The following is a 20,050-nucleotide window of genomic DNA, read 5'->3' as shown; positions in this document are numbered from 1 at the left end:
TGAAATATGATATTTTGGAAGACAAAAGCTTTTTTTTGATTCTTAAAGTATATACATTTACTTCATCAATGAAATAAAAAATATTTCTGATTGATAAGATTATCGCAAAAAATTTTATTAAATCTTAAAAAATTAATTATGAAGAAAATTGTATTTTTTCTATCGGCTTTAGGTTCGATGGTGGTCTATTCTCAAAGCTTGGGTTACGGGAAATCCTTCTCGGATTCTACACCTAGAAGCACGCCAATTAAAACAGCTTTTAAGGCAGAAACGTGCAACACCGTGGTCATTAATGATACGGAGGAAGAGAACGGTGTTTTCATCATCGGCGCTGGCGGACAAAAAGCAGCAGTGGACATTCCAATCGCAACGAACCAAACCATCAAGATCAACAGCATTGTCGTGACCTTGGCGAGTAAGTTGCCGCCAACGTTTGTGAATTTTTTGTTCTATGACAACACGCTTTCTACGCCAGAAGATCCCGAAGACCCAAGAAGAAATGTTCCTGGTCAACAAATCCTATCTGTGACCGACAGCAGTATTGAATCCTTTGAGGAAGTAGGTTATGAGCCTTTGCACGAATTTGTCATCAGAAAAATCAAAATTAAACTAAACACACCAATTGTTTTGAACGGAACGATGTCGGACGGAAGAATCTGGATGAGCACAAAATCTGATGCCAACGCGTGGTCCTCAACGGCGCATTATGATACCGGCGAAGGTGTCGTAGGAGAAAGTCTGGCTATGGGAAGTGATACTTTTGACTGGTTTCAGCTGATCAATCAGGAGTGTTTGTACGAGTTGGAGGCAGAATGTGACTTCCTGAATGTTGCTGATGCCAACCCAAAATCGAAAGTTGACATCTATCCAAATCCAGCTCAAGATCATTTCGAATATCAGAATATGGGATCGATGAAAATTGTCTCTGTCAATATATTCGATGCGAGTGGTAAACTGGTAAAAACTTTAAACGGTGATCGGTCAAAAGTGGAAGTTCAGGATTTGGCTAAAGGTGTTTATATCATTAAAACAAAAACATCTTCCAATATTACTTTGACGAATAAACTCATCAGAAAGTAAACATATACTCCAAATTAAAATAAAACCCGCTTGAAGATTAATTCTAGCGGGTTTTCTTATATGATTATTAGGGTGATTGGTCAATTATTGATTTTTTAAAATTTGTGGTGTTTTATTTTTATATTCATAATTATAGTGTGGGATTATAATGACAAAAATTACATTTGATATTTTTTGTTGAATTTATATTGTGAAAATTCTGTTAAAAATTCTTAATTTGCACAAAAATTTTAATATGAAGAAGTATTTACTAATGTCTGCATTGGTTCTGCCAATGTTGAGTTTTGCCCAATGGTCAAAAGTGGGCAATACGAGCAAGCAGGTGAAAGCTGAATTTGCAAGCCTCAAGGAAAAGCAACTTTTTTCTCTGGATAAGGGTCTAATGCAATCAAAATTGCAAAACGCACCTCAAAAATTCTCCGGACAAAAAGGCGTGGAGATTTTGATGCCTAATGCAAAAGGTGTTTTGGAGAAATTCCAGGTTTGGGAATATTCCAACTTCACGCCAGAGGTACAGGCTATGTTTCCTGGCATCAGATCTTATATGGGAGTTGGAGTTACGGATAAGTCGGCTTATTTGAGATTTTCAATTTCTGATCTTGGACTTTCGTCGTCAACATTCAGAATAGGAGAGTCTAGTTTTGTTGAAGCTTATACTGCTGGTAATGACGTTTATGCTGCGTATTCGTCAGCATCCAGAATTTTGGATCAGAAAGATGAGTTTATCTGTTCCACGATGGACGAGATTATAGAAGGAAACCAGGATGCAACATCCACCAATAGGTCTAATAATCAGGTTTATAAAACATTCAGACTGGCAATGTCTGCACAGGCAGAGTATTCCCAATATCATATCCAAAGAGCTGGTGCAACAGATGCCACTGATGATGAAAAGAAAGCAGTCGTTCTAGCGGCAATCAACAACACAGTGACGAGAGTGAATGCTTTGTATGAGAAAGATCTGGCAGTACACTTCAACTTGATTGATATTCTACCGATCATTTACTTAGATGCAGCATCAGACCCTTATACTGGATCATACAACTCACAGGTGCAGTCTACGTTGAACTCTGTCATTGGAGCTGCAAATTACGATATCGGACACGTTGTAGTGTATGCAAGTCCAAATGGTAATGCAGGTTGTATTGGTTGTATCTGTACAAACGCTACAAAAGGTTCTGGCTTCACCTCACATTACATTCCTGTAAGTGACATTTTTGATATCGATTATGTGGCTCACGAGATTGGTCACCAGGTAGGAGGAAATCACACACATACTTACAGCGGATCCGAAGGTTCAGGTGTTCAGGTAGAAGTGGGTAGTGGTAACACCATTATGGCTTATACGGGAATCACAGGTGCTTACGATACACAGTTTAACTCAAATGACTTCTTTACTTACAGAAATATTCTGCAAATTCAGAATAATTTAGCTAATAAAGCTTGCGCAGTTAATACACCAACTACAAATACAGCACCAGTTGTAAATGCTGGGGCAGACGTTACAATCCCAATCAGCACACCATTTGTATTGAGAGGAACTGCGACTGATGCTGAAAATGACACGTTATCTTACGTTTGGGAGCAGAATAATCCTGCAACCTCATCGGCACAATTTACAACAGGTTCTTACGCATCTCCTACGAAGGCAGGTGGTCCAAACTTCAAAATGTTCCCTCCAAAATCTGAGCCTGTAAGATATTTCCCTGAATTCGGAAAGGTGTTAGCAGGCGTTAATGCAACTCGTTGGGAAGCACTTTCAAGCGTTGGAAGAACTTTGAATTTTACTTTGACAGCGAGAGACAATTCTGCCAATGGTGCTCAAACCAATACAGATGAAGTAGTAGTGACTGTGAGTGCAGCGGCTGGACCGTTTGTAGTGACAGCGCCAACTTTTGGAGAAAGCTTGGTTTCCAATGCAACGTACAATGTGAAATGGAATGTTGCCAACACAAATGTTGCTCCGGTAAATACATCTAATGTCAATATCAAATTATCGTTGGATGGCGGTAAAACTTTCACCACGGTAGCGGCTAATACAGCTAATGATGGAGAAGAGTCTATCTCTATCCCTGCTGGTTCACAGGCGGCTAATGCTTATTTTATGATAGAAGCGGTTGACAATGTTTACTTTGCAATGAGTCCTAGTTTTGTGATAGATTACTCTGCAACAGGCGAAGTTTGTACTACATACAATTACACAGGTCCTGCTGTAGATATCAATGATGGAACAGGAAGCACAAGTGGACCAATTTCATCTCCTCAGATTATGGTACCGATTGATGTTCAGGATTCTGCTGTAATTACAAAAATAAGAGTGAAGCCAACCGTTGATCACCCAAGAATTAGCCAACTGGTTGTAGGAATTCAAGGGCCATTAGGTCAAAGTGCTTGGTTGTGGAATAGAAAGTGTACAAGTCAGGGTATTAACGCAACATTCAGTGATGAAGGCTCTACTTATGTTTGTGCATCGCCGATTGCTGGAACTGTAAAACCAGATGAGTCTCTGACCATTTTCAAAGGAAACGATACGAAAGGTGTTTGGAATCTATTTGTTTCTGACAACGTGAGAAATCTAACTGGTAAAGTAACGACTTGGTCACTGGAATTATGTACTAGAGATGCGCAGTTATTGGCTGTAAACGAAAGTGCTTTCAATTCTAACAATATCAAAGTGTATCCAAATCCATCAAGCGGTAATTTCTTCATCAAGTCAAAAGATCTTGGCGGAAATGCTAAAGTGGCAATTTACGATATGAATGGAAGATTGGTTCACACTTCTGGCTTCAACGTTTTGACAGGTGAGTCTACAAATGAGTTCAATGTTAACTTGACAAAAGGTGTTTACTTGCTAAAAGTAACTTCTCCAAAAGCTAACTACACTCAGAAATTGATGATCAAATAATTTCGAATTATTTATAAATTTCAAAGCCGACCAGCAATGGTCGGCTTTTGTTATTTTTAGAATAGAACTTTCTTCAGGGCTTTCAATAAAATATATTAAATTGCAACTAACAATAATTATGTCAAATGAATTATACACAAATAGAAATAGACGCCCAGTTCGACGGAAAATTACAATTGATCTACCTCAACCAACCGGAAAGTTATAACAGCTTGACCAAAGTAATGCTTTCCGAATTGCGAAATGCCGTTCACAAATTCAGTGAAGATGAAAACGTGCGTTGCGTTGCGATTGCAGGAAAAGGAAAAGCATTCTGTGCTGGTCAAAACCTGAAAGAAGCCCTAAGTTTTGGTAATGACGACGACGACCGAAAGATCCAACGTTTTGTCATCGAATATTACAATCCTTTGGTCTTGGAAATCGTGAAATGCAGAAAACCTGTGATTGCTTTGGTCAATGGTCCTGCAGTCGGCGCTGGTGCGATGTTGGCTTCTATTTGTGATTTTACTTTGGCGGTGGAAAGTTCCTATTTTTCTTTCGCTTTTGCTAATATTGGTTTGATTCCAGATACTGCTGGAACTTATTTCTTACCTAAATTGGTAGGAAGACAATTGGCAAGTTATCTCTCATTCACAGGAAAAAAAGTTCCTGCACCAGAAGCTAAGAAAATTGGTCTGATAGCCGATTTTTTCCCAGATTCAGAATTTGTTGAAAAATCAATGGAAGTGCTGACTCAACTCGCGCATTCAGCAACCACAGCACTTTATCTCACCAAAAAAGCCTTCAACAAATCCTATGATTTCACATTGAAAGAACAGTTGGATTACGAATCCATCATTCAGCAAGATGCAGCCGAAACAGAGGATTTCCGAGAAGGTGTGACTGCTTTTATCGAAAAACGCTTACCGAATTACAAAGGGAAATAGGTTTGAGAGTGGGAGAATTGGAGAGTTTGAAAATTTTTTGAGCGTTTTTTATTTTAGCTTCCATCATCCATCATCCATTATCCATCATTTATCAATCATCATTTATCGCATATGACTCCAAAAGAGACCGCCGAATATATGTTCGGCAAAGACCTGTTTTCTCAGTGGTTGGGAATTGAACTCATTGATATCAAAGAAAACTATTGTCTTGTAAAAATGCCCATCAAACCAGAAATGATCAACGGATTGGGAACCGTTCACGGCGGTGTGACCTTCGCTTTTGCAGATTCGGCGTTGGCTTTTTCTTCCAATAATACTGGGGAAGCGGCGGTTGCACTCAATTGTTATATTAATTTTACAAAAGCTGTACGAGATGGCGATGTTTTGACTGCCGAAAGTATTTTGCTCACCGACACCAGAAAAACTGCAGTGTATGACATTACGATCAAGAATCAGAATGATGAGGTTGTTGCAGGTTTCAGAGGAACGGTTTACAAAATTGGTAAGAAAGTAACGGAATTATAGAAAAGCTACGGAGAGTCTCAGCCTGACAAAAAAACTTCAAAATTTATTTTGGAGTTTTAAAATAAATTGTAGCTTTGTAATTCAAAGTTCTTTTTATGGAATCGAAAAATTATCAGGAAGAGTTGGCGCACATCCGTCAGATGATGGAACGCAGTTCGAGATTTATTTCATTGAGTGGTTTGTCCGGTGTGATTGCGGGAATCGTGGCGTTGCTGGGTTCTGTCTACGTTTATTTTGTTTTCCAGAGAGAAGGCATCGATTATTTTGATGGCGAACGCAATATCTACGGAGCAGCTTTGGCAAAAGAATTATTCTTGGTTGCTTTGGTAGTTTTGGTTTTAGCCATTTCCAGTGGTTATATTTTCACAGCCAGAAAAAGTAAAAGGAAGAATCTGAAGATTTGGGATTCGATTACGAAGAAGTTATTATTCAATTTTGCAATTCCATTAGCAGCAGGCGGGATTTTTTGTGTTGCACTCTGGTACCATCATTATTTTCCATTGATTGCGCCAGCAATGCTGATTTTCTACGGTCTGGCTTTGATTAATGCCGAACGATACACATTAAGTGACATCAAATATCTTGGGATTTGTGAAGTCGTTCTTGGGTTAATTGCATTGTTTTGGCTTGGTTGGGGCTTGGTATTTTGGGCGATTGGATTTGGTTTTTTGCATATTTTTTATGGGATTTTAATGTATAGGAAGTATGATTAGATTATGTGGTTGTTTTCTTTATTAATATTATTGATTCCAGTATTTATCACATTTGGTTTATTATGGTTGAATTACTTTACAAAAAAGAAAATATTTAAAGTCACAGCTATTGCACTTTGGATTTTAATTGGATTTTTTTTTGTGTCGGGAATTATTTTTAATTTTTTAAATAGTAAAACGACAGTTAATAAAGAAGATTTCTATGGAACATACATTGTTGATAGAAAATTTTTTAAAGGGAAAAATGCTGATTGGCAATACAATCACTATAGATTCGAAATCACAAAAGATGATGAATTGAATCTATATGTTACAAATGAAAGCAAAGTATTAAAGATTTATAAAAGAAAAATTGAATTTATAGAAGGAGGAGCAAGTCCACATTTGAAAATCATTAATGAAAATCCAAATTTCATTTTAGGAGCAGAGCCTACATTATATAGAAACTCTTGGGATTTTTATTTAGTTTTTAAAACTAAACCTTATTCGAATATGTTTTTCAAAAAAGGAAACTGGAAGCCAATTAATACTTAAAAGAAATGTTAAACATCAATCAACTCAACAAAGAATAAGCTAAATATCAGAAATGCAAAATTTTAAAAATATATTTCTTTCTATTGCAGCAATTGTAATCTTTGTTTTGCTGAAATTCTGGTATTCTGATTCCAGTAATGAAGATGTATTATTTTTACTGAAACCCATTAATCAATTAGTCAATATTGCGACGGGTTCTGATTCTGTTTTTAAACCGGAGATTGGTTATATCAATGAAAATCTGAATATTATCATCAATAAGATTTGTTCTGGATTTAATTTTCTGCTGATTGTTTTTTTGATGCTCACTTTTTTACTGATAAAGCATTTTCCGCAGGATAAAAGGATGTTTTTAATTCTACCATTAGCTTTGGTTTTCAGTTATGGATTTACAATATTGGTGACTGTTTCCAGGATTTTATTGCAGGTTGTAACGAATGGGATTTATCAAGCTGAAAGCATTTACGTGCATCAAGTGGAAGGAACTTTTATGTATGTCTGCTGTCTTATGATGCTGTATTTAAGTGTCGATTATTTTTTGAAAAATAAATTTAGGTTCGCCATAATTTGGAAAAATAAAAATGAATGAAAATACTGCAATTGCATACAACTTCGAAAAACAATAAAATCAACTTATGAAAAGTTTGCTTAGCCCAAAATGGATTTTCCTGATCAACACTTTACCGGTTTTAGTGTTGCTTATCCTCGGTTTTCAAGAGTTTTCTGTCATCAAAACATTGCTAAAGCCAGAAACTATTTGGTTGTGGAAAAGTTGCACGTTTTGGTTGGTGGCTTTAGGAATGATCAACTTTGGATTTGCTGTATTTTTGGTTTTGAAAAACTATAAAATCAAAACGGATTTCGCCTTTTTTATGTTGATTTCGAATATTGTTTTTCTGTATTTCTACTATTATAATTTTAATGAAATCATTCCCCCATCTGTTCCACAATGGATGCTTTCGGGCGAGACGATGTTTTATGTCGGTACTTTTTTGATGCCTACTTTGGCTTATTCACTGTTTATTTTAGTCGTTCATTTTACACCGGAAAACAAACTGAAAAGTCCTTGGCGAAGTTTTGGTTTGGCGCTTTGTGTTCCTCTTTTGTTTTATCTTGTGGTTCAATTGATTGTCCCATTATTCAGGAATTTTCAAACAGACTACAACAATCATTTGATTCTTGTTTTTATTGCAGGAACCTTATTTTTCCTGTTCTTTTTACTGAGAGGAATTTTCATTTTAATTCAAATGAAATCAGATTTTTTCAGGAAATATCAACTGATTTGGAAAATACTATTTGCCATTATTTTACCAATTATAGGACTTTTGGTAAATGCGGGAATTTTTTCTTTTGATTTTTCTTCCAGTAATGAACGAGGTATATTTGGAGATTTCAATGGTTTTTGGTTCTGGCTTTTAGCCGTTTTTAATGGGGTTTTGCTTTGTATTCCGAATGTTGACAATAAAAATATTAGATTAATATTATTCGTCCTTCGAAGTGTCACATTTGCATTTACATTTTATTTCTTCATTGTTTTCTTACCGTTTTTACCACTTTCTGTCGTTGCAATTGTTGCGGTTGGATTTGGATTTTTGATGCTTTCACCACTTATTTTATTTATATTTCATATTTCTCAGTTAGCAGAAGATTTTTCATTTTTAAAAATTAATTTTTCCAAGAATGTACTCAAAACAATCTCTGTAATTGGATTTTTAGTCATTCCTACTGCGATTACAATTAAATATTTGAATGATAAAAAGATTTTAAATCAAACATTAGAATTCCTCTACACACCAGATTATTCCAAAAGATATGATATAGATAAACAGTCGCTCCGAAAAACTTTAAATGTTGTCACTTCCTACAAAAACAACAGAGATATGTTTTCGAATGACGGCAATATTCCATATTTGACATCATATTTCAACTGGCTTGTCTTGGATAATTTAACCTTGTCCGACGCCAAAATTACCAATATAGAAAAAGTATTCTTTGGCAAATCTTCTGAAAAGATTTTTACGAACACAAGAGGCAGAGACCGTGTTTTTATTTCTAATATTTCTACGCAAACTACTTTTGATTCTTCACAAAAAGCCTGGAGAACTTGGGTGAATTTTGAAATGACAGACCATACAGATGGCAGCAGACCTCACGAGTTTTCTACAATTTTTAATTTGCCTGACGGCTGTTTTGTTTCCGATTATTATCTCATGATTGGAGACCGAAAAGAGTTTGGAATCTTGGCCGAGAAAAAATCTGCAATGTGGATTTATAATCAGATTACGTCGGAAAACAGAGACCCGGGAGTTCTCCATTATCTTACAGGAAACAAGATTGCTTTCAAAGTTTTTCCTTTTGTGACTAATGAAACAAGAAAAACCGGAATCGAATTTTTGCACAAAGAACCTTTGAAAATCACGATTGAAAATCAAGAAATTCAATTAGGAAATGTGACGGAAAACTCTCAAAATCATAGTTTTGAAAATCAATTTGTTAAATATGTTTCTGCAGAAGAAAAGAAAAGTTTGAAGCCGATAAAGCGCAATCCTTACTTTGTCTTTCTGTTGGATGCTTCGAAAGGGAAAGCAAATAAAAAAGACGTTTTCATTTCTCAGATTGAAACGCTTAAAAAGCAATATCCTCAATTGGTGGAAAATTCAAAGACTTATTTTGTCAATACTTACACAAATAGTTATCCTTTAAACGATAAAAACATTGACCAAAAATTTGAAGGTGGTTATTTCCTGGATAGAGCAATCAGGACAGAATTGATAAAGTCTTACGAACATTCAGATAGTAAATTCCCGTTTTTTATAGCCGTTACAGACAGTATTCAGAATGCTGTTTTGGATAAGGATTTTGCAGATTTGGAATTCACTTTTCCTGATAATAAATTATTCTATCAGTTAGGTGATAAAGGTATTTTAACCTCTTTTTCTTTGGTGGGAAATCCTAAGAATTTAACTGAAAACAACCCGAAAATCATTTTGGATAATGAAGTTTTGCCTTACAAAATAGGGAACAAAACTTATTATCTTGAAAACGATGAAGAGCCCAGTTTGATTTTAAAATCAAGTCAATTTGTTCTTTCGGATGAAGAAATCAAAGAGAAAAATTGGAATTCAGCGATTCTGATGCAAGGGAAATATTGGTCCGGAATTCTGCATCCAGAAGTTGAAAATGAAGATTGGATTTCATCTGTAAAACACAGCTTCAATGCCAAAGTAATGATGCCGGTAACATCTTATCTGGCTTTGGAAAATGAAGCGCAAAAAGCCGTTTTGAAAAGAAAACAAGACCAAATCTTGAATAGCAACAAATCCTTGGACGCGGGCGAAGAGGAAATGCAACAGATGTCCGAGCCAGAACTCATTGTGGTTGGTATTTTAATCTTGATTTTTGTGGCATTTCAAGAATATAGAAAGAGAAAAATTAAGTTAAATTTGCAATCCAAAAGATAACAATGTTAAACATCAATCAACTCAACAAAGAATTCGAAAGTCGTGTAAGATTGGGCATTATGTCCGTTCTTATGGTCAACGATTGGGTTGATTTTACCGAAATGAAAAACCTTCTGAGCGCCACCGACGGCAATCTAGCCAGCCACAGCACAGCGCTGGAAAAAGCAGAATACATCGAGGTGAAAAAAGAATTTGTAGGCAAAAAACCAAGAACCTCTTACCGCGTGACGCAAAAGGGTAGAGATGCGTTCACAGAACATATCAATAACCTGGAAAAATTGTTGGGAAGATAGCACAATGAATTTTGCTCCCTTTAGGGTTGGGGAAATAAAATTGTTGGGAAGATAATTCCCGATTTTTTTTGAAAACTAACTTTGTAATTCAAAGAACTTTACAATTGAAAAAAAATGAATCGAAGAAAATTTATTACTAAATCTTTACTCGCGACTGCTGGACTTTCACTGGGTATTTATTCCTGGCAAGTCGAGCCGTTTTGGTTGGAGTTTGTCCATCAGGATTTACCGATTAAAAATCTGCCTTCAAAGCTTCATAACAAAATGCTGATGCAAATCTCAGATTTACACGTAGGCAATCGTTTCGACTATAATTTCTTAATTGATTCTTTTAAGAAAGCAAAAAATTACAAACCAGACATCGTGGTTTACACCGGCGATTTCGTTTGCTGGGAAAATAATCCGGAACAATTCGAACAACTGAAAATCGTGATGAAAGAAGCCGTTCTCGGAACTCTAGGGACAGCCGCAATTCTCGGCAACCACGATTACGGCGCAGAATGGAAAGAAGAATACATCGCCGATGAGGTTTCAAAAATTCTCACGGATTCCAAAATACAAGTCCTCCGCGATGAGAAAACTGAAGTTTCCGGTCTGAATATTTTTGGTTTTGAAGAATTATGGGGAACTAATTTTCACCCAGAAAATCTGACGAAAACCATCAATTCAGATGAAGCCAATCTCGTCCTTTGCCACAATCCCGATGTCTGCGATTTGGATGTCTGGAACGGTTATCAAGGCTGGATTCTCTCTGGACACACGCACGGCGGACAAGCAGTACCTCCTTTTCTTCCACCTCTGATTTTACCCGTGAAAAACAGAAAATACACCTCCGGAATTATTGATTTGAATGATGGGCGAATGCTCTACATCAACCGTGCTTTGGGAAATTCTTACCAGGTCAGATTCAATTGCAGACCGGAGATTACACTTTTCAAATTGAAATCTATTTAATATTAAAATCAACACTTATGGAAAACTTTAAAATTCTACACATCGGGAAGTTTCTGTTTTGGCTTTCATTTATCTTGGGAAATATTGCGCTCTTCGGTTACATTATTTCAGGAAATGGCGTGTTTCAAATCATAGGATTTTTGCTTCTGACCTATGGAACAGTTATCAATCTGATTGCATTTTCCGGATTGCTTTTATTTGGAATTTTCGCTCCAAAATATACGACTGATGCCATCAAATCCGCATTGATTCTGCTCATAAATATTCCCATCGCCATTCTCTATTTCTACATCGGAATCTCAATTTAAAAATAAATGTTATGAAAAAAATCCGCATCCAATTTCTGCTTTTAGTTTATGACAATACACAAAAGCTTTATCGAAAATATTTTAAGAAAAAGAAAAGACAATGGGCATTTTCCCAACAGCAATTACTGGCTTTTGAAGAAGATACTTTAGGAAGAAAGCTCGGCGAGTTCTACAAAAAGCACGGTTTTACAATGATTCCAAAAATGGAAAATCACGACGTTCATCATCTGCTGACCGATTGCGGAACCAAGTTCGAGGAGGAAGTTGTAATGCAGTTTTTGCTTCTCGGAAATGGAAAGATGAATGCGCATCTTCTTGCTGCTATCTTTTTGGGAACTCTCATTCTGCCGGAATATTTCAGGATTTATATTCAGGCTTACAAGAAGGGAAAACGTATGAGGCCTTTCTACTATTGGGATTTCGAAAAGTTACTCACTCACAATTTTGAGAACATCAGAGATTTTGTTTATCAAAAGCAAACGCCAGTTTTCTACTAAAATCCATTTACTTTTTAATTAATAAAACATCATAATTATGAAAAAGCACCATTTGATTTTCATCACAGTTTTAGCGGTTATCGTCCTTTTCTACAAAGAATATGTCGCGCTCAATCTTGGGATTTTCGGAATTTTCCTGAGCATTCTGACTTTTGCCCAAACCAAATCTGAGTTTCGGACCAAAACATTTCTCACACTTTTTGTCACTTCAATTTTCTCCTCGTTTGCGTTTGCTTGGTTTGGCGATGCTATTTCTTTTGTCGCCGTTTTCGTTTCTGTATTTTTATTAAGGTTCAAAGGGACTTATCCGAAACTCAAACCATTTCTCTACATCGAGGTTTTATTATTCAATCTTTTTTCATTTCTGGGAAGGGTTTTCTACACAGAACAATGGTTCGAAAAGCAAAAGGAAGGCGGCGGTTTTGGCAAAAAACTGATTACGTTTATCTTAATTCCCGGCATCTTGATTACCATTTTCCTTTGCATCTATTCAGCAGGAAGTTCACATTTCGACCAATTTTTTAGTGAGATAAAGTTTGATTTTAGTTTTTTTGATATCATTATTCTGGCAGTCATTGGATTTTATGTTGGATTTATATTTTGGAACTTCGGTGTGGAAAGATTCATCTTCAAACAAAACAGATTTTTGAATGACAATTTTTCAGGCTTGATAAAAATTCAAAAGCCAACCTTCTCTTTCCTCGATATCGATTCTGAAAGAACCAGCGGATTGATTTCTTTTTCTGCGCTTAATATCTTGCTTTTGGTTTTCATCGCCACTTACAACTACGAACAGTTTTTCGAAGTCACAAAGTCAGCTGACGGATTAAGTGCAGAAACCCACGAACGAGTTAATTCTGTAATAATGTCCATCGTAATGGCGATTCTCGTCATTCTTTTCTATTTTAAAAGAGGTTTCAATTTTGATGAAAAAGCAAAGTCGCTGAAAATTTCTGCCAAGATTTGGATTGTTCTGAATGCTGTTTTGGTCATTTCAGCATCACTCAAAAACTCAGAATACATCATCAATTTCGGATTGACATACAAACGTTTGGATGTTTATGCTTTCCTCACAATGGCTTTGATTGGATTGATTTTTACCTTCATCAAAATTCAAAACAGAAAGACCCACGCTTTCCTTTTCAACAGGATGTTCTGGGCGTCTTATGGCTTGATTTTGGTTTGCAGTTACGTCAATTGGGGCGGAATCATCACGTCCAATAACATTAAGAGAAAGGATTTTGCGGACAATTACCACTTGGTTTCCATCAATTATAACGAAAAGTTATTGCTGGATTACGCCGAGAAAACCGGAAACTCCGAAATGAAAAACCAACTCAAAGAAAGAATCGAATCTTATCAAAAAGAAACTTTCCTCTCAAAAATTTTATATTATGAAACGATTAACATCGAGAAACCAGACCGTCAATAGTTTAAAATATTTAGCTTTAATTCCATTGTTTCTGGTCGCTTGTAAAAAAGAACCGGAAGTGAAAGATACAAAAGTGGATACTGTCACAACCATCGAAAAACCAGTAGATTCTTTGTCAACCATTGTGAAGACCGAAAGAGAATCCAACCAAAAAATCATTACAGTCGATGCATCCAAAATGCCAATCCGACTAAACCTCGAAATCACAAATCCCAACGACCAGATTATTCTAAAACTGGAAAACCTGGACCAACCAAAAATCAAAGGCTACGTGAAAACCGAAACGCCGATGAATGTAAGAATCAACCAAATCAGAATGCCGGACAATACTTTCGACGGACCTTTCGGACCAACTATTGAATATAACACCAAACAAAAAGGAGAATATTGGCTGATATTTGCCAAGAACAATATGGCAGACGGCGAACCAGTCGGAAAATTCTTTGTCAAAATAGAATAACAAAAAAGAATCTCAATCGAGATTCTTTTTTTATTTAAGTATTAATTAAAATCTAATTTCTAGATTCTAACATCTAACTTCTATTTAAAACTTTGAAGTGCCAATCGGTAACCTTTCATTCCAAAACCAGAAATCACAGCATCACAACTTTCAGCGGTCACAGATTTCTTACGGAATTCCTCACGTTTGTAAATGTTGCTGATATGAACTTCTACTTTCGGTTTGTTGATATTCTTAAGACAATCCGAAATCGCGTAAGAATAATGCGTAAACGCGCCAGGATTGATGACCACAGCGTCGAAGTTATTTTCCTGCAAACGGTTGATGAGTTCGCCTTCAATATTGGATTGATAATAAAATAAATCATCAGACTCGAACTCATTCTTCAAATCGGAAAGATAATCTTCCATTGAGACCGAACCGTAGATTTCTGGTTCGCGTGTTCCGAGCAAGTTGAGATTTGGGCCGTTGATGATGAGGATTTTCATTCAGAATATTTTTTCAAAGATATAAAATTAAGGCTGATGTTGAAAGCAGTATCCATTTCCGATTTTCGTTCTATGTTTACACCTAGAGCCACTTTTTGTGGTGCCTTTGCATTGTACAGTGGCTTCTGTTCCTTGAGGTTTCTTTTTTTCAGGACTTGAGATTCCTAAAGTAGAAACTGGCTGACATATTTTACAAGCAGTCAATCCTTTTTCCAAAGCAGAGTTAAGGTCTGTTTTGTTTGAGACATTTTTTACCATTCTGCAATTTTCTGTATGGTATTTTTGTCCGCTCGGTGTATAATAAACCGTTTGGGAATTTGCAAAAATGAAACTAAACAGTAAGAAGAGAATGGAAATGGATTTCATTGAGGATAATTGTAAATATAAAAATCCTTAGAATTTCTAAGGATTTTATAAAGATATGTATTTATTACAATTTATTTAAAAAGATTATTGAGGTCTTTTTGAGCCTTATCAATCTTTTCATTAGCTGCTTTCTTCGTTTCTTCAGTCGATTTTTTGAAATCAGCTTTTACTTTTTCAGCTTCTACTTTAGCATCAGATACTTTTTTATTGGCATCTTCCACCAATTTTGCCTTTTCTGTATTCACCTTATCTTTGATTTCTTTCGCAGCATTGTCGATTTCAGCATTGGTTTTCCCTGTAATTAGGCTGTCGGTTTTCTTGATTGCATTGCTTACAATTCCAGTTGAAGAATTTCCAAGGATTTGCGTAGACGTCGCCAGATTGTTTTCATATTCGGTCTTCACAGTTCCGCCTTCCGCTACATACACTTTTTTGGACTCCACATATTTGTCCTGCGCTTTCTGCAATTCTATTTTGGCTGCTTCTATTCTTGCCGGGTCTTTGCTGGCAACCGCTTCCTGATAATTTTGTTGTGCTGTAGCCAATGCCAATGCAGCATCTTCATAAGACTGTGTGAAATCTATCTTCACATTAGAGGTTTCGTTCTTTTTGCAACTTGCGGCCGTCAGTAGTAATCCTGCTAAGGCCAATGACATAAGTGTTTTTTTCATTTTATTATTGATTGTTAATAATCTGTTTTGTTAATTTTTGTAATTCGGCGTTCTCGTCAGACTCAGATATTTCGCCATTCAGCCTTTTAATTTCCAAAGTGTTTACTTGTTTCGCCAGACTCAGGTAGGCTAAGTATTTTTCTAAAATCAAAGTTTTCTTGTCAGAACTTGCGTTGGCCGCATTGGCACCTTTTACAAAAGTCTGCAGATTGTCGTTACACAAAATATATGCCTGAAAAGCATTGGACAAAAAATAATCACTCACCAGAGAATTGGTTTCAAGATTCGTGTAAAGCTTAGGAATTTCTAAAGGGGAATACTGAATGATTTCTGAAACATCCACGCCGCTTTTTGCTGGATTCAGATACATTCCTTTGGTTTTCATTTCGCTGTTTTCGAGAGAAAGGTTGGTAGCGTCCAATAGCTTTACCAGATTTTCTTTTTGATTGATGTCTGCCAGCATAGTGTTTAGACTCAAGGCAAAAAAGAAACCGATGAAAGTTGAGATAAGAGAGATGAAGAATTCCAGAGTTCTGCCACGCTTGCTTCGGAAACCTTCCAGTTTAGAAGAGTTGATAAGGAAGATGACAACTAAAACCAGAATGACTGCGATGATAATGTACATAATTGTGTTTTTTTATTAAAGATATTAAAGTCTGCTATTCCTCGAAAAAAATATAGATGAACGAGCAGTTTTTGTAGACGAATCGTCCAGGAATATCAACGAAGGAATCCCGGAGATATTACATATGAAACCAAAAAAAATCCTTAGAAAATTCTAAGGATTTTTAAGTAGCCCGTAGGGGAGTCGAACCCCTCTTACCAGGATGAAAACCTGAGGTCCTAACCGATAGACGAACGGGCCTAGTTAATTTTTCTTTTATTTATTATCTGCATAATCTTATTGAAATATACAGAATTTAAATGTTTCATAAAAAATACCTTCAGAAAAATTAGTGAAGGTATTTTAAGTAGCCCGTAGGGGAGTCGAACCCCTCTTACCAGGATGAAAACCTGAGGTCCTAACCGATAGACGAACGGGCCAAGGACTTATATTAAGCTAAGCTGTTTACGTGCTTAGTTAATTTGCTTTTTAAGTTAGCTGCTTTATTCTTGTGAATAATGTTTCTCTTAGCTAATTTGTCAAGTAAAGAGATTACTCTTGGCAATTGCTCTACTGCTACTGCTTTGTTCTCTTCAGTTCTTAGTGACTTCAAAGCTGTTCTAGCAGTTTTGTGGTTGTATTTATTACGAAGTCTTCTAACTTCGTTTTGTCTGATTCTTTTAAGTGCTGATTTATGATTTGCCATATCTTTCAAATGTGGGTGCAAAGATAAAAACTATTTTTTAATTTGCAAACCTTTTTTTTAAAAATTAAAATTTTTTATTTTCCCTATTCGGAGCTAATTCAATGATTCGAAATCATTTTTAATTATGAAGAATTAGTATCTTCTTGTTCTCCTTTAGAGTGGTGCAAAAGTATGGATATTTTTTAAATTTCAAAATATTTTGAAATTTTTTTTCAACTTTTTTGATATCCAAATTTAGATGTTTCCGATCACGAACATATTTTCCATAGTTGGCGCAGCGCTACCGCCTTGTTTTTCAAGGGTTATGGCGAAGGCTTGTGCTTTCGGGATGTTGGCCAGGATTGCTTTCGTATTTTTCTCAGATGAGTACATTCCAGCACTCACAGGCTTGCCATCGACAAGTGCCCAAAGCTGATATTGCATTCCTTCCGGTGCTTTTGGCAGGTCTTCCGCGTTCAGATAGACGTTTTTAGAGTCCTTATCCCAATACACGATCGCTTTGGAATCTGGATATTTCTCAACACCTTTCAATGGAACCGTCAAAATATTTGGGTTGGATAGGATCGCGAGTTTCTCCTGAGAGTTCTTCAAAGCCATATCTTGTGACTTCTTCTCGGTTTGCAACTGTGCTATTTCTGTTTTGCTTTTAGAAATGTCATTGATCCAAAATAAATTTCCAATGATACTTACAAGGAAAAGAACAGAAGCCGCAATCGCATATTTCTGCCAATTGACTGCTTTGTTCGGATAGATTTTCTGAGTGATTTCACCAACTTCTAAATCTGTTTTTTCAGCAACCAACGGTTTGATGTTTTCAGTGGTTTGTTCCTGCTGTATTTTGGCCCAGATTTTGGTTTCCAGATCGTTAGGCGGCGTTACAGCCTGTGCTGTAGCCAAATCTTCCAAAGTTTTTTGTGCTTCTTCAAATGCTGATCTTACTTCAGCACTATTCTTCATCACACACTCCAAAATGCCTGCCTCCTCGGGAGAAGCAAGACCTAGAATATAGGATTCTAAGATTCCGGATGATATGTATTCTTCTATGTTCACTTTATTTATAATCTTTTAAGAGATCTTTCAGTTTCACAAGTGCAGTTCGCATCTTGGTCTTAATGGTACCCAATGGGATTTTAAGTTTTTCAGATATTTCACTTTGGGTATAACCCTGATAATAGGCCAGATCTATCATTTCCCGCTTATCGGATTCCAAATTACACAAAACATCTGTAAAACCAATGAAATCCGACGACTTATTCGTCGTTGAGAGTTTCGTACTGTTATATACGAAATCCGGAAGGGATTGGTTTTTAAGTTCGTTCTGGAAAGATTTGGATTTCAGATAATCAATGGCGGTATTCCGCGCAATATTGATCATCCAGGTGTAGAATCGGCCTTTGACAACGTCGTATTGATGGATGGAGTTCCATATCTTGACAAAGACATCTTGGATTATTTCCTCAGTATACTCTTTGGATTGCACTATCCGGAAAATAACACCGTACAATGCACCGGAATAGTGATTGTACAGATATTTGAAACCTATTTCGCTCTTCTTTCTGAGCAGTTCCAAAAGTTCTTCCTCGGAGTAGATTGTTTTAATAATTAGTGATTTACCGATCAAATATATAAAAATTATACCAATATTGATTTATTATTTGATTTTGTTGAATTTTCACCAGTTTATTTTATTTAATGTGATGATTTGGGCGCCTTTATCCGTCTTCCGTTCCCGCTTTTTTGCCATTGCGAACCACGGGAGGTCGTTCAAAGAAATTTTGTACCATCGCAATGACTAAAAGAGCTCCACTCAAGCCGGGGCGCGCTTCGCAAAGTAGTGGCTTTTCCATTCTTATTGATACACTCGGTCATTCAAACTAAAACCAAATTTCTCCATCTGTCGTAAGTAACTATAAATAGTACGACAATGAAAAAACTTAAAAAAATATTCCTCGTCAGTTCCGTCGCTTTGATGCACGGGAACATCGCGGCACAGTCAGCCAACTTCAAGACCAAAAATCCATACTACTCAAAGACCGAAACTGCAAAACTTAAGGTCAGCAACGCAGAATGGAAGAAGATCCTGAAGCCAGAACTCTATCAGGTCGCGAGAGAGGCCGCAACCGAAACAGCCTTCACCGGGAAGTTCTATGAGTTTGATGAGAAAGGGACTTATTACTGCGCCGTTTGTGGAAATGCCCTGTTCCTTTCAACATCTAAGTTCGCGACAACGTGCGGCTGGCCATCATTCTACGAACCGATTCGCAAAAATAGTGTCATCTACAAAAAAGACGATTCTCATAATATGATAAGAACAGAAGTCCTTTGCGGAAGATGCGATTCTCACCTGGGACATATCTTCGATGACGGACCTGCACCAACGGGAAAACGTTTCTGTATGAACTCGGTCTGTCTGGATTTCGTTCCAATTGTTAAAAAATAATCAATTGATTTACAGTTGTTTGTGATTTATTTTTAATTTTTTCAATCCAAAGACAAACCAACCTCGTAACTGCAATTAACACTCACAAAATATTAATATAAAATAAACAAAATGAACTCAAGAACTAAAATCGCAGCCTTCGGAATGATCGCATTATCATTCGCATTCAGTGGAAATGTAGCTGCACAGGCAATGAAAGAAAAAACAGTAATGGTAGGCGGTGCCGCTATGTATCCTTCAAAAAATATTGTTGAGAATGCGATGAACTCCAAAGACCACACAACACTTGTTGCCGCAGTGAAAGCAGCAGGATTGGTGGAAACTTTACAAGGAAAAGGGCCATTCACCGTTTTGGCACCAACAGACGCGGCTTTTGCCAAACTTCCTGCGGGAACTGTAGAAAGCCTTGTGAAACCAGAGAATAAAGAAACTTTGACCAAGATATTGACCTATCACGTTTTAGCAGGGAAGTACAATGCAAAACAGATCTGGGCAGCAGTGAAAGCCGGCAATGGAAAAGCACCAATGAAAACTGTGGAAGGTGAAGAATTGACATTCTGGACCAAAGGAAATGACTTGTATGTAAAAGATGCAAAAGGAACAAGCGCGAAAGTGACCATCGCTGATGTGAATCAGTCCAATGGTGTGATCCACGTGATCGATACTGTTCTTATGCCTTAATAATGA

General features: G+C 36.6%; 24 protein-coding genes and 2 tRNA genes. 16 read left to right on the top strand and 10 right to left on the bottom strand.

The window, feature by feature from the left end:
• Positions 1-138: 138 nt before the first annotated feature.
• The 14 genes from PQ459_18415 (at position 139) to PQ459_18350 (ending at position 14,088) form a co-directional block, all read left to right on the top strand.
• Entirely contained in the window at positions 139-1,080 is a 942-nt protein-coding gene (locus tag PQ459_18415) for a T9SS type A sorting domain-containing protein (protein ID WDF46856.1), read from the top strand.
• Between the two features lie 235 nt (positions 1,081-1,315).
• Complete coding sequence (locus PQ459_18410) at positions 1,316-3,985, top strand: zinc-dependent metalloprotease family protein (protein ID WDF46855.1); 2,670 nt, start codon at positions 1,316-1,318, stop codon at positions 3,983-3,985.
• A gap of 125 nt (positions 3,986-4,110) precedes the next feature.
• Complete coding sequence (locus PQ459_18405) at positions 4,111-4,911, top strand: enoyl-CoA hydratase-related protein (GenBank protein ID WDF46854.1); 801 nt, start codon at positions 4,111-4,113, stop codon at positions 4,909-4,911.
• 111 nt (positions 4,912-5,022) lie between these two features.
• Positions 5,023-5,436 carry a hotdog fold thioesterase gene (locus tag PQ459_18400; protein ID WDF46853.1) on the top strand — a complete coding sequence of 138 codons (414 nt, stop codon included), beginning with the start codon at positions 5,023-5,025 and terminating at the stop codon, positions 5,434-5,436.
• 95 nt (positions 5,437-5,531) lie between these two features.
• Positions 5,532-6,149 (top strand): hypothetical protein, encoded by a 618-nt coding sequence (locus tag PQ459_18395; GenBank protein ID WDF46852.1) that lies wholly within the window; start codon positions 5,532-5,534, stop codon positions 6,147-6,149.
• 30 nt (positions 6,150-6,179) lie between these two features.
• The gene (locus PQ459_18390; protein ID WDF46851.1) at positions 6,180-6,683 is read left to right on the top strand and encodes a hypothetical protein; all 504 of its coding nucleotides are present in this window, start codon (positions 6,180-6,182) and stop codon (positions 6,681-6,683) included.
• A gap of 52 nt (positions 6,684-6,735) precedes the next feature.
• Positions 6,736-7,272: an exosortase K gene (xrtK, locus tag PQ459_18385; protein WDF46850.1), complete on the top strand. Its 537-nt coding sequence runs from the start codon at positions 6,736-6,738 to the stop codon at positions 7,270-7,272.
• Positions 7,273-7,318: 46 nt separating this feature from the next.
• Positions 7,319-10,144 (top strand): MSEP-CTERM sorting domain-containing protein, encoded by a 2,826-nt coding sequence (locus PQ459_18380; protein ID WDF46849.1) that lies wholly within the window; start codon positions 7,319-7,321, stop codon positions 10,142-10,144.
• 2 nt (positions 10,145-10,146) lie between these two features.
• Positions 10,147-10,437: a transcriptional regulator gene (locus PQ459_18375; protein WDF46848.1), complete on the top strand. Its 291-nt coding sequence runs from the start codon at positions 10,147-10,149 to the stop codon at positions 10,435-10,437.
• 114 nt (positions 10,438-10,551) lie between these two features.
• Positions 10,552-11,391: a metallophosphoesterase gene (locus PQ459_18370; protein ID WDF46847.1), complete on the top strand. Its 840-nt coding sequence runs from the start codon at positions 10,552-10,554 to the stop codon at positions 11,389-11,391.
• Positions 11,392-11,408: 17 nt separating this feature from the next.
• On the top strand, positions 11,409-11,699 hold the full coding sequence (locus PQ459_18365; protein ID WDF46846.1) for a hypothetical protein: 291 nt from the start codon (positions 11,409-11,411) through the stop codon (positions 11,697-11,699).
• An 11-nt stretch (positions 11,700-11,710) separates the two neighbouring features.
• A complete protein-coding gene (locus PQ459_18360; GenBank protein ID WDF46845.1) occupies positions 11,711-12,196 on the top strand; it encodes a Coq4 family protein in 486 nt (161 codons plus the stop codon).
• 37 nt (positions 12,197-12,233) lie between these two features.
• On the top strand, positions 12,234-13,628 hold the full coding sequence (locus PQ459_18355; protein WDF46844.1) for a DUF4173 domain-containing protein: 1,395 nt from the start codon (positions 12,234-12,236) through the stop codon (positions 13,626-13,628).
• A complete protein-coding gene (locus PQ459_18350) occupies positions 13,591-14,088 on the top strand; it encodes a hypothetical protein (GenBank protein ID WDF46843.1) in 498 nt (165 codons plus the stop codon). Before PQ459_18355 ends, PQ459_18350 begins: the two co-directional genes overlap by 38 nt.
• Before the next feature lie 80 nt (positions 14,089-14,168).
• Here the strand turns inward: PQ459_18350 and aroQ are convergent, their stop codons facing one another.
• The 10 genes from aroQ to PQ459_18300 form a co-directional block, all read right to left on the bottom strand.
• On the bottom strand, positions 14,169-14,576 hold the full coding sequence (gene aroQ, locus PQ459_18345) for a type II 3-dehydroquinate dehydratase (GenBank protein ID WDF46842.1): 408 nt from the start codon (positions 14,574-14,576) through the stop codon (positions 14,169-14,171).
• A 27-nt stretch (positions 14,577-14,603) separates the two neighbouring features.
• On the bottom strand, positions 14,604-14,942 hold the full coding sequence (locus tag PQ459_18340) for a DUF5763 domain-containing protein (protein ID WDF46841.1): 339 nt from the start codon (positions 14,940-14,942) through the stop codon (positions 14,604-14,606).
• A 71-nt stretch (positions 14,943-15,013) separates the two neighbouring features.
• A complete protein-coding gene (locus PQ459_18335; GenBank protein WDF46840.1) occupies positions 15,014-15,613 on the bottom strand; it encodes a hypothetical protein in 600 nt (199 codons plus the stop codon).
• A gap of 4 nt (positions 15,614-15,617) precedes the next feature.
• A complete protein-coding gene (locus PQ459_18330; GenBank protein ID WDF46839.1) occupies positions 15,618-16,238 on the bottom strand; it encodes a hypothetical protein in 621 nt (206 codons plus the stop codon).
• Positions 16,239-16,406: 168 nt separating this feature from the next.
• Positions 16,407-16,478: transfer RNA gene (locus PQ459_18325), tRNA-Glu, on the bottom strand.
• Positions 16,479-16,585: 107 nt separating this feature from the next.
• A tRNA-Glu gene (locus PQ459_18320) sits at positions 16,586-16,657 on the bottom strand.
• An 11-nt stretch (positions 16,658-16,668) separates the two neighbouring features.
• Positions 16,669-16,923: a 30S ribosomal protein S20 gene (rpsT, locus tag PQ459_18315; GenBank protein WDF46838.1), complete on the bottom strand. Its 255-nt coding sequence runs from the start codon at positions 16,921-16,923 to the stop codon at positions 16,669-16,671.
• Positions 16,924-17,157: 234 nt separating this feature from the next.
• Positions 17,158-17,973: an anti-sigma factor gene (locus PQ459_18310; GenBank protein WDF46837.1), complete on the bottom strand. Its 816-nt coding sequence runs from the start codon at positions 17,971-17,973 to the stop codon at positions 17,158-17,160.
• A 1-nt stretch (position 17,974) separates the two neighbouring features.
• Positions 17,975-18,544: a sigma-70 family RNA polymerase sigma factor gene (locus tag PQ459_18305; GenBank protein WDF46836.1), complete on the bottom strand. Its 570-nt coding sequence runs from the start codon at positions 18,542-18,544 to the stop codon at positions 17,975-17,977.
• Between the two features lie 91 nt (positions 18,545-18,635).
• A complete protein-coding gene (locus tag PQ459_18300) occupies positions 18,636-18,770 on the bottom strand; it encodes a hypothetical protein (protein ID WDF46835.1) in 135 nt (44 codons plus the stop codon).
• 122 nt (positions 18,771-18,892) lie between these two features.
• Here PQ459_18300 and msrB point away from each other — a divergent pair, with 122 nt between their 5' ends.
• Positions 18,893-19,363 carry a peptide-methionine (R)-S-oxide reductase MsrB gene (msrB, locus tag PQ459_18295; GenBank protein WDF48747.1) on the top strand — a complete coding sequence of 157 codons (471 nt, stop codon included), beginning with the start codon at positions 18,893-18,895 and terminating at the stop codon, positions 19,361-19,363.
• Positions 19,364-19,474: 111 nt separating this feature from the next.
• Positions 19,475-20,044: a fasciclin domain-containing protein gene (locus PQ459_18290; protein ID WDF46834.1), complete on the top strand. Its 570-nt coding sequence runs from the start codon at positions 19,475-19,477 to the stop codon at positions 20,042-20,044.
• Positions 20,045-20,050 lie beyond the last annotated feature (6 nt).

The organism is Chryseobacterium sp. KACC 21268 (assembly GCA_028736075.1).
Lineage (GTDB): Bacteria > Bacteroidota > Bacteroidia > Flavobacteriales > Weeksellaceae > Epilithonimonas.
Note: the sequence above shows the minus strand (reverse complement) of the source record. Positions and strands in the feature narration are given on the sequence as shown.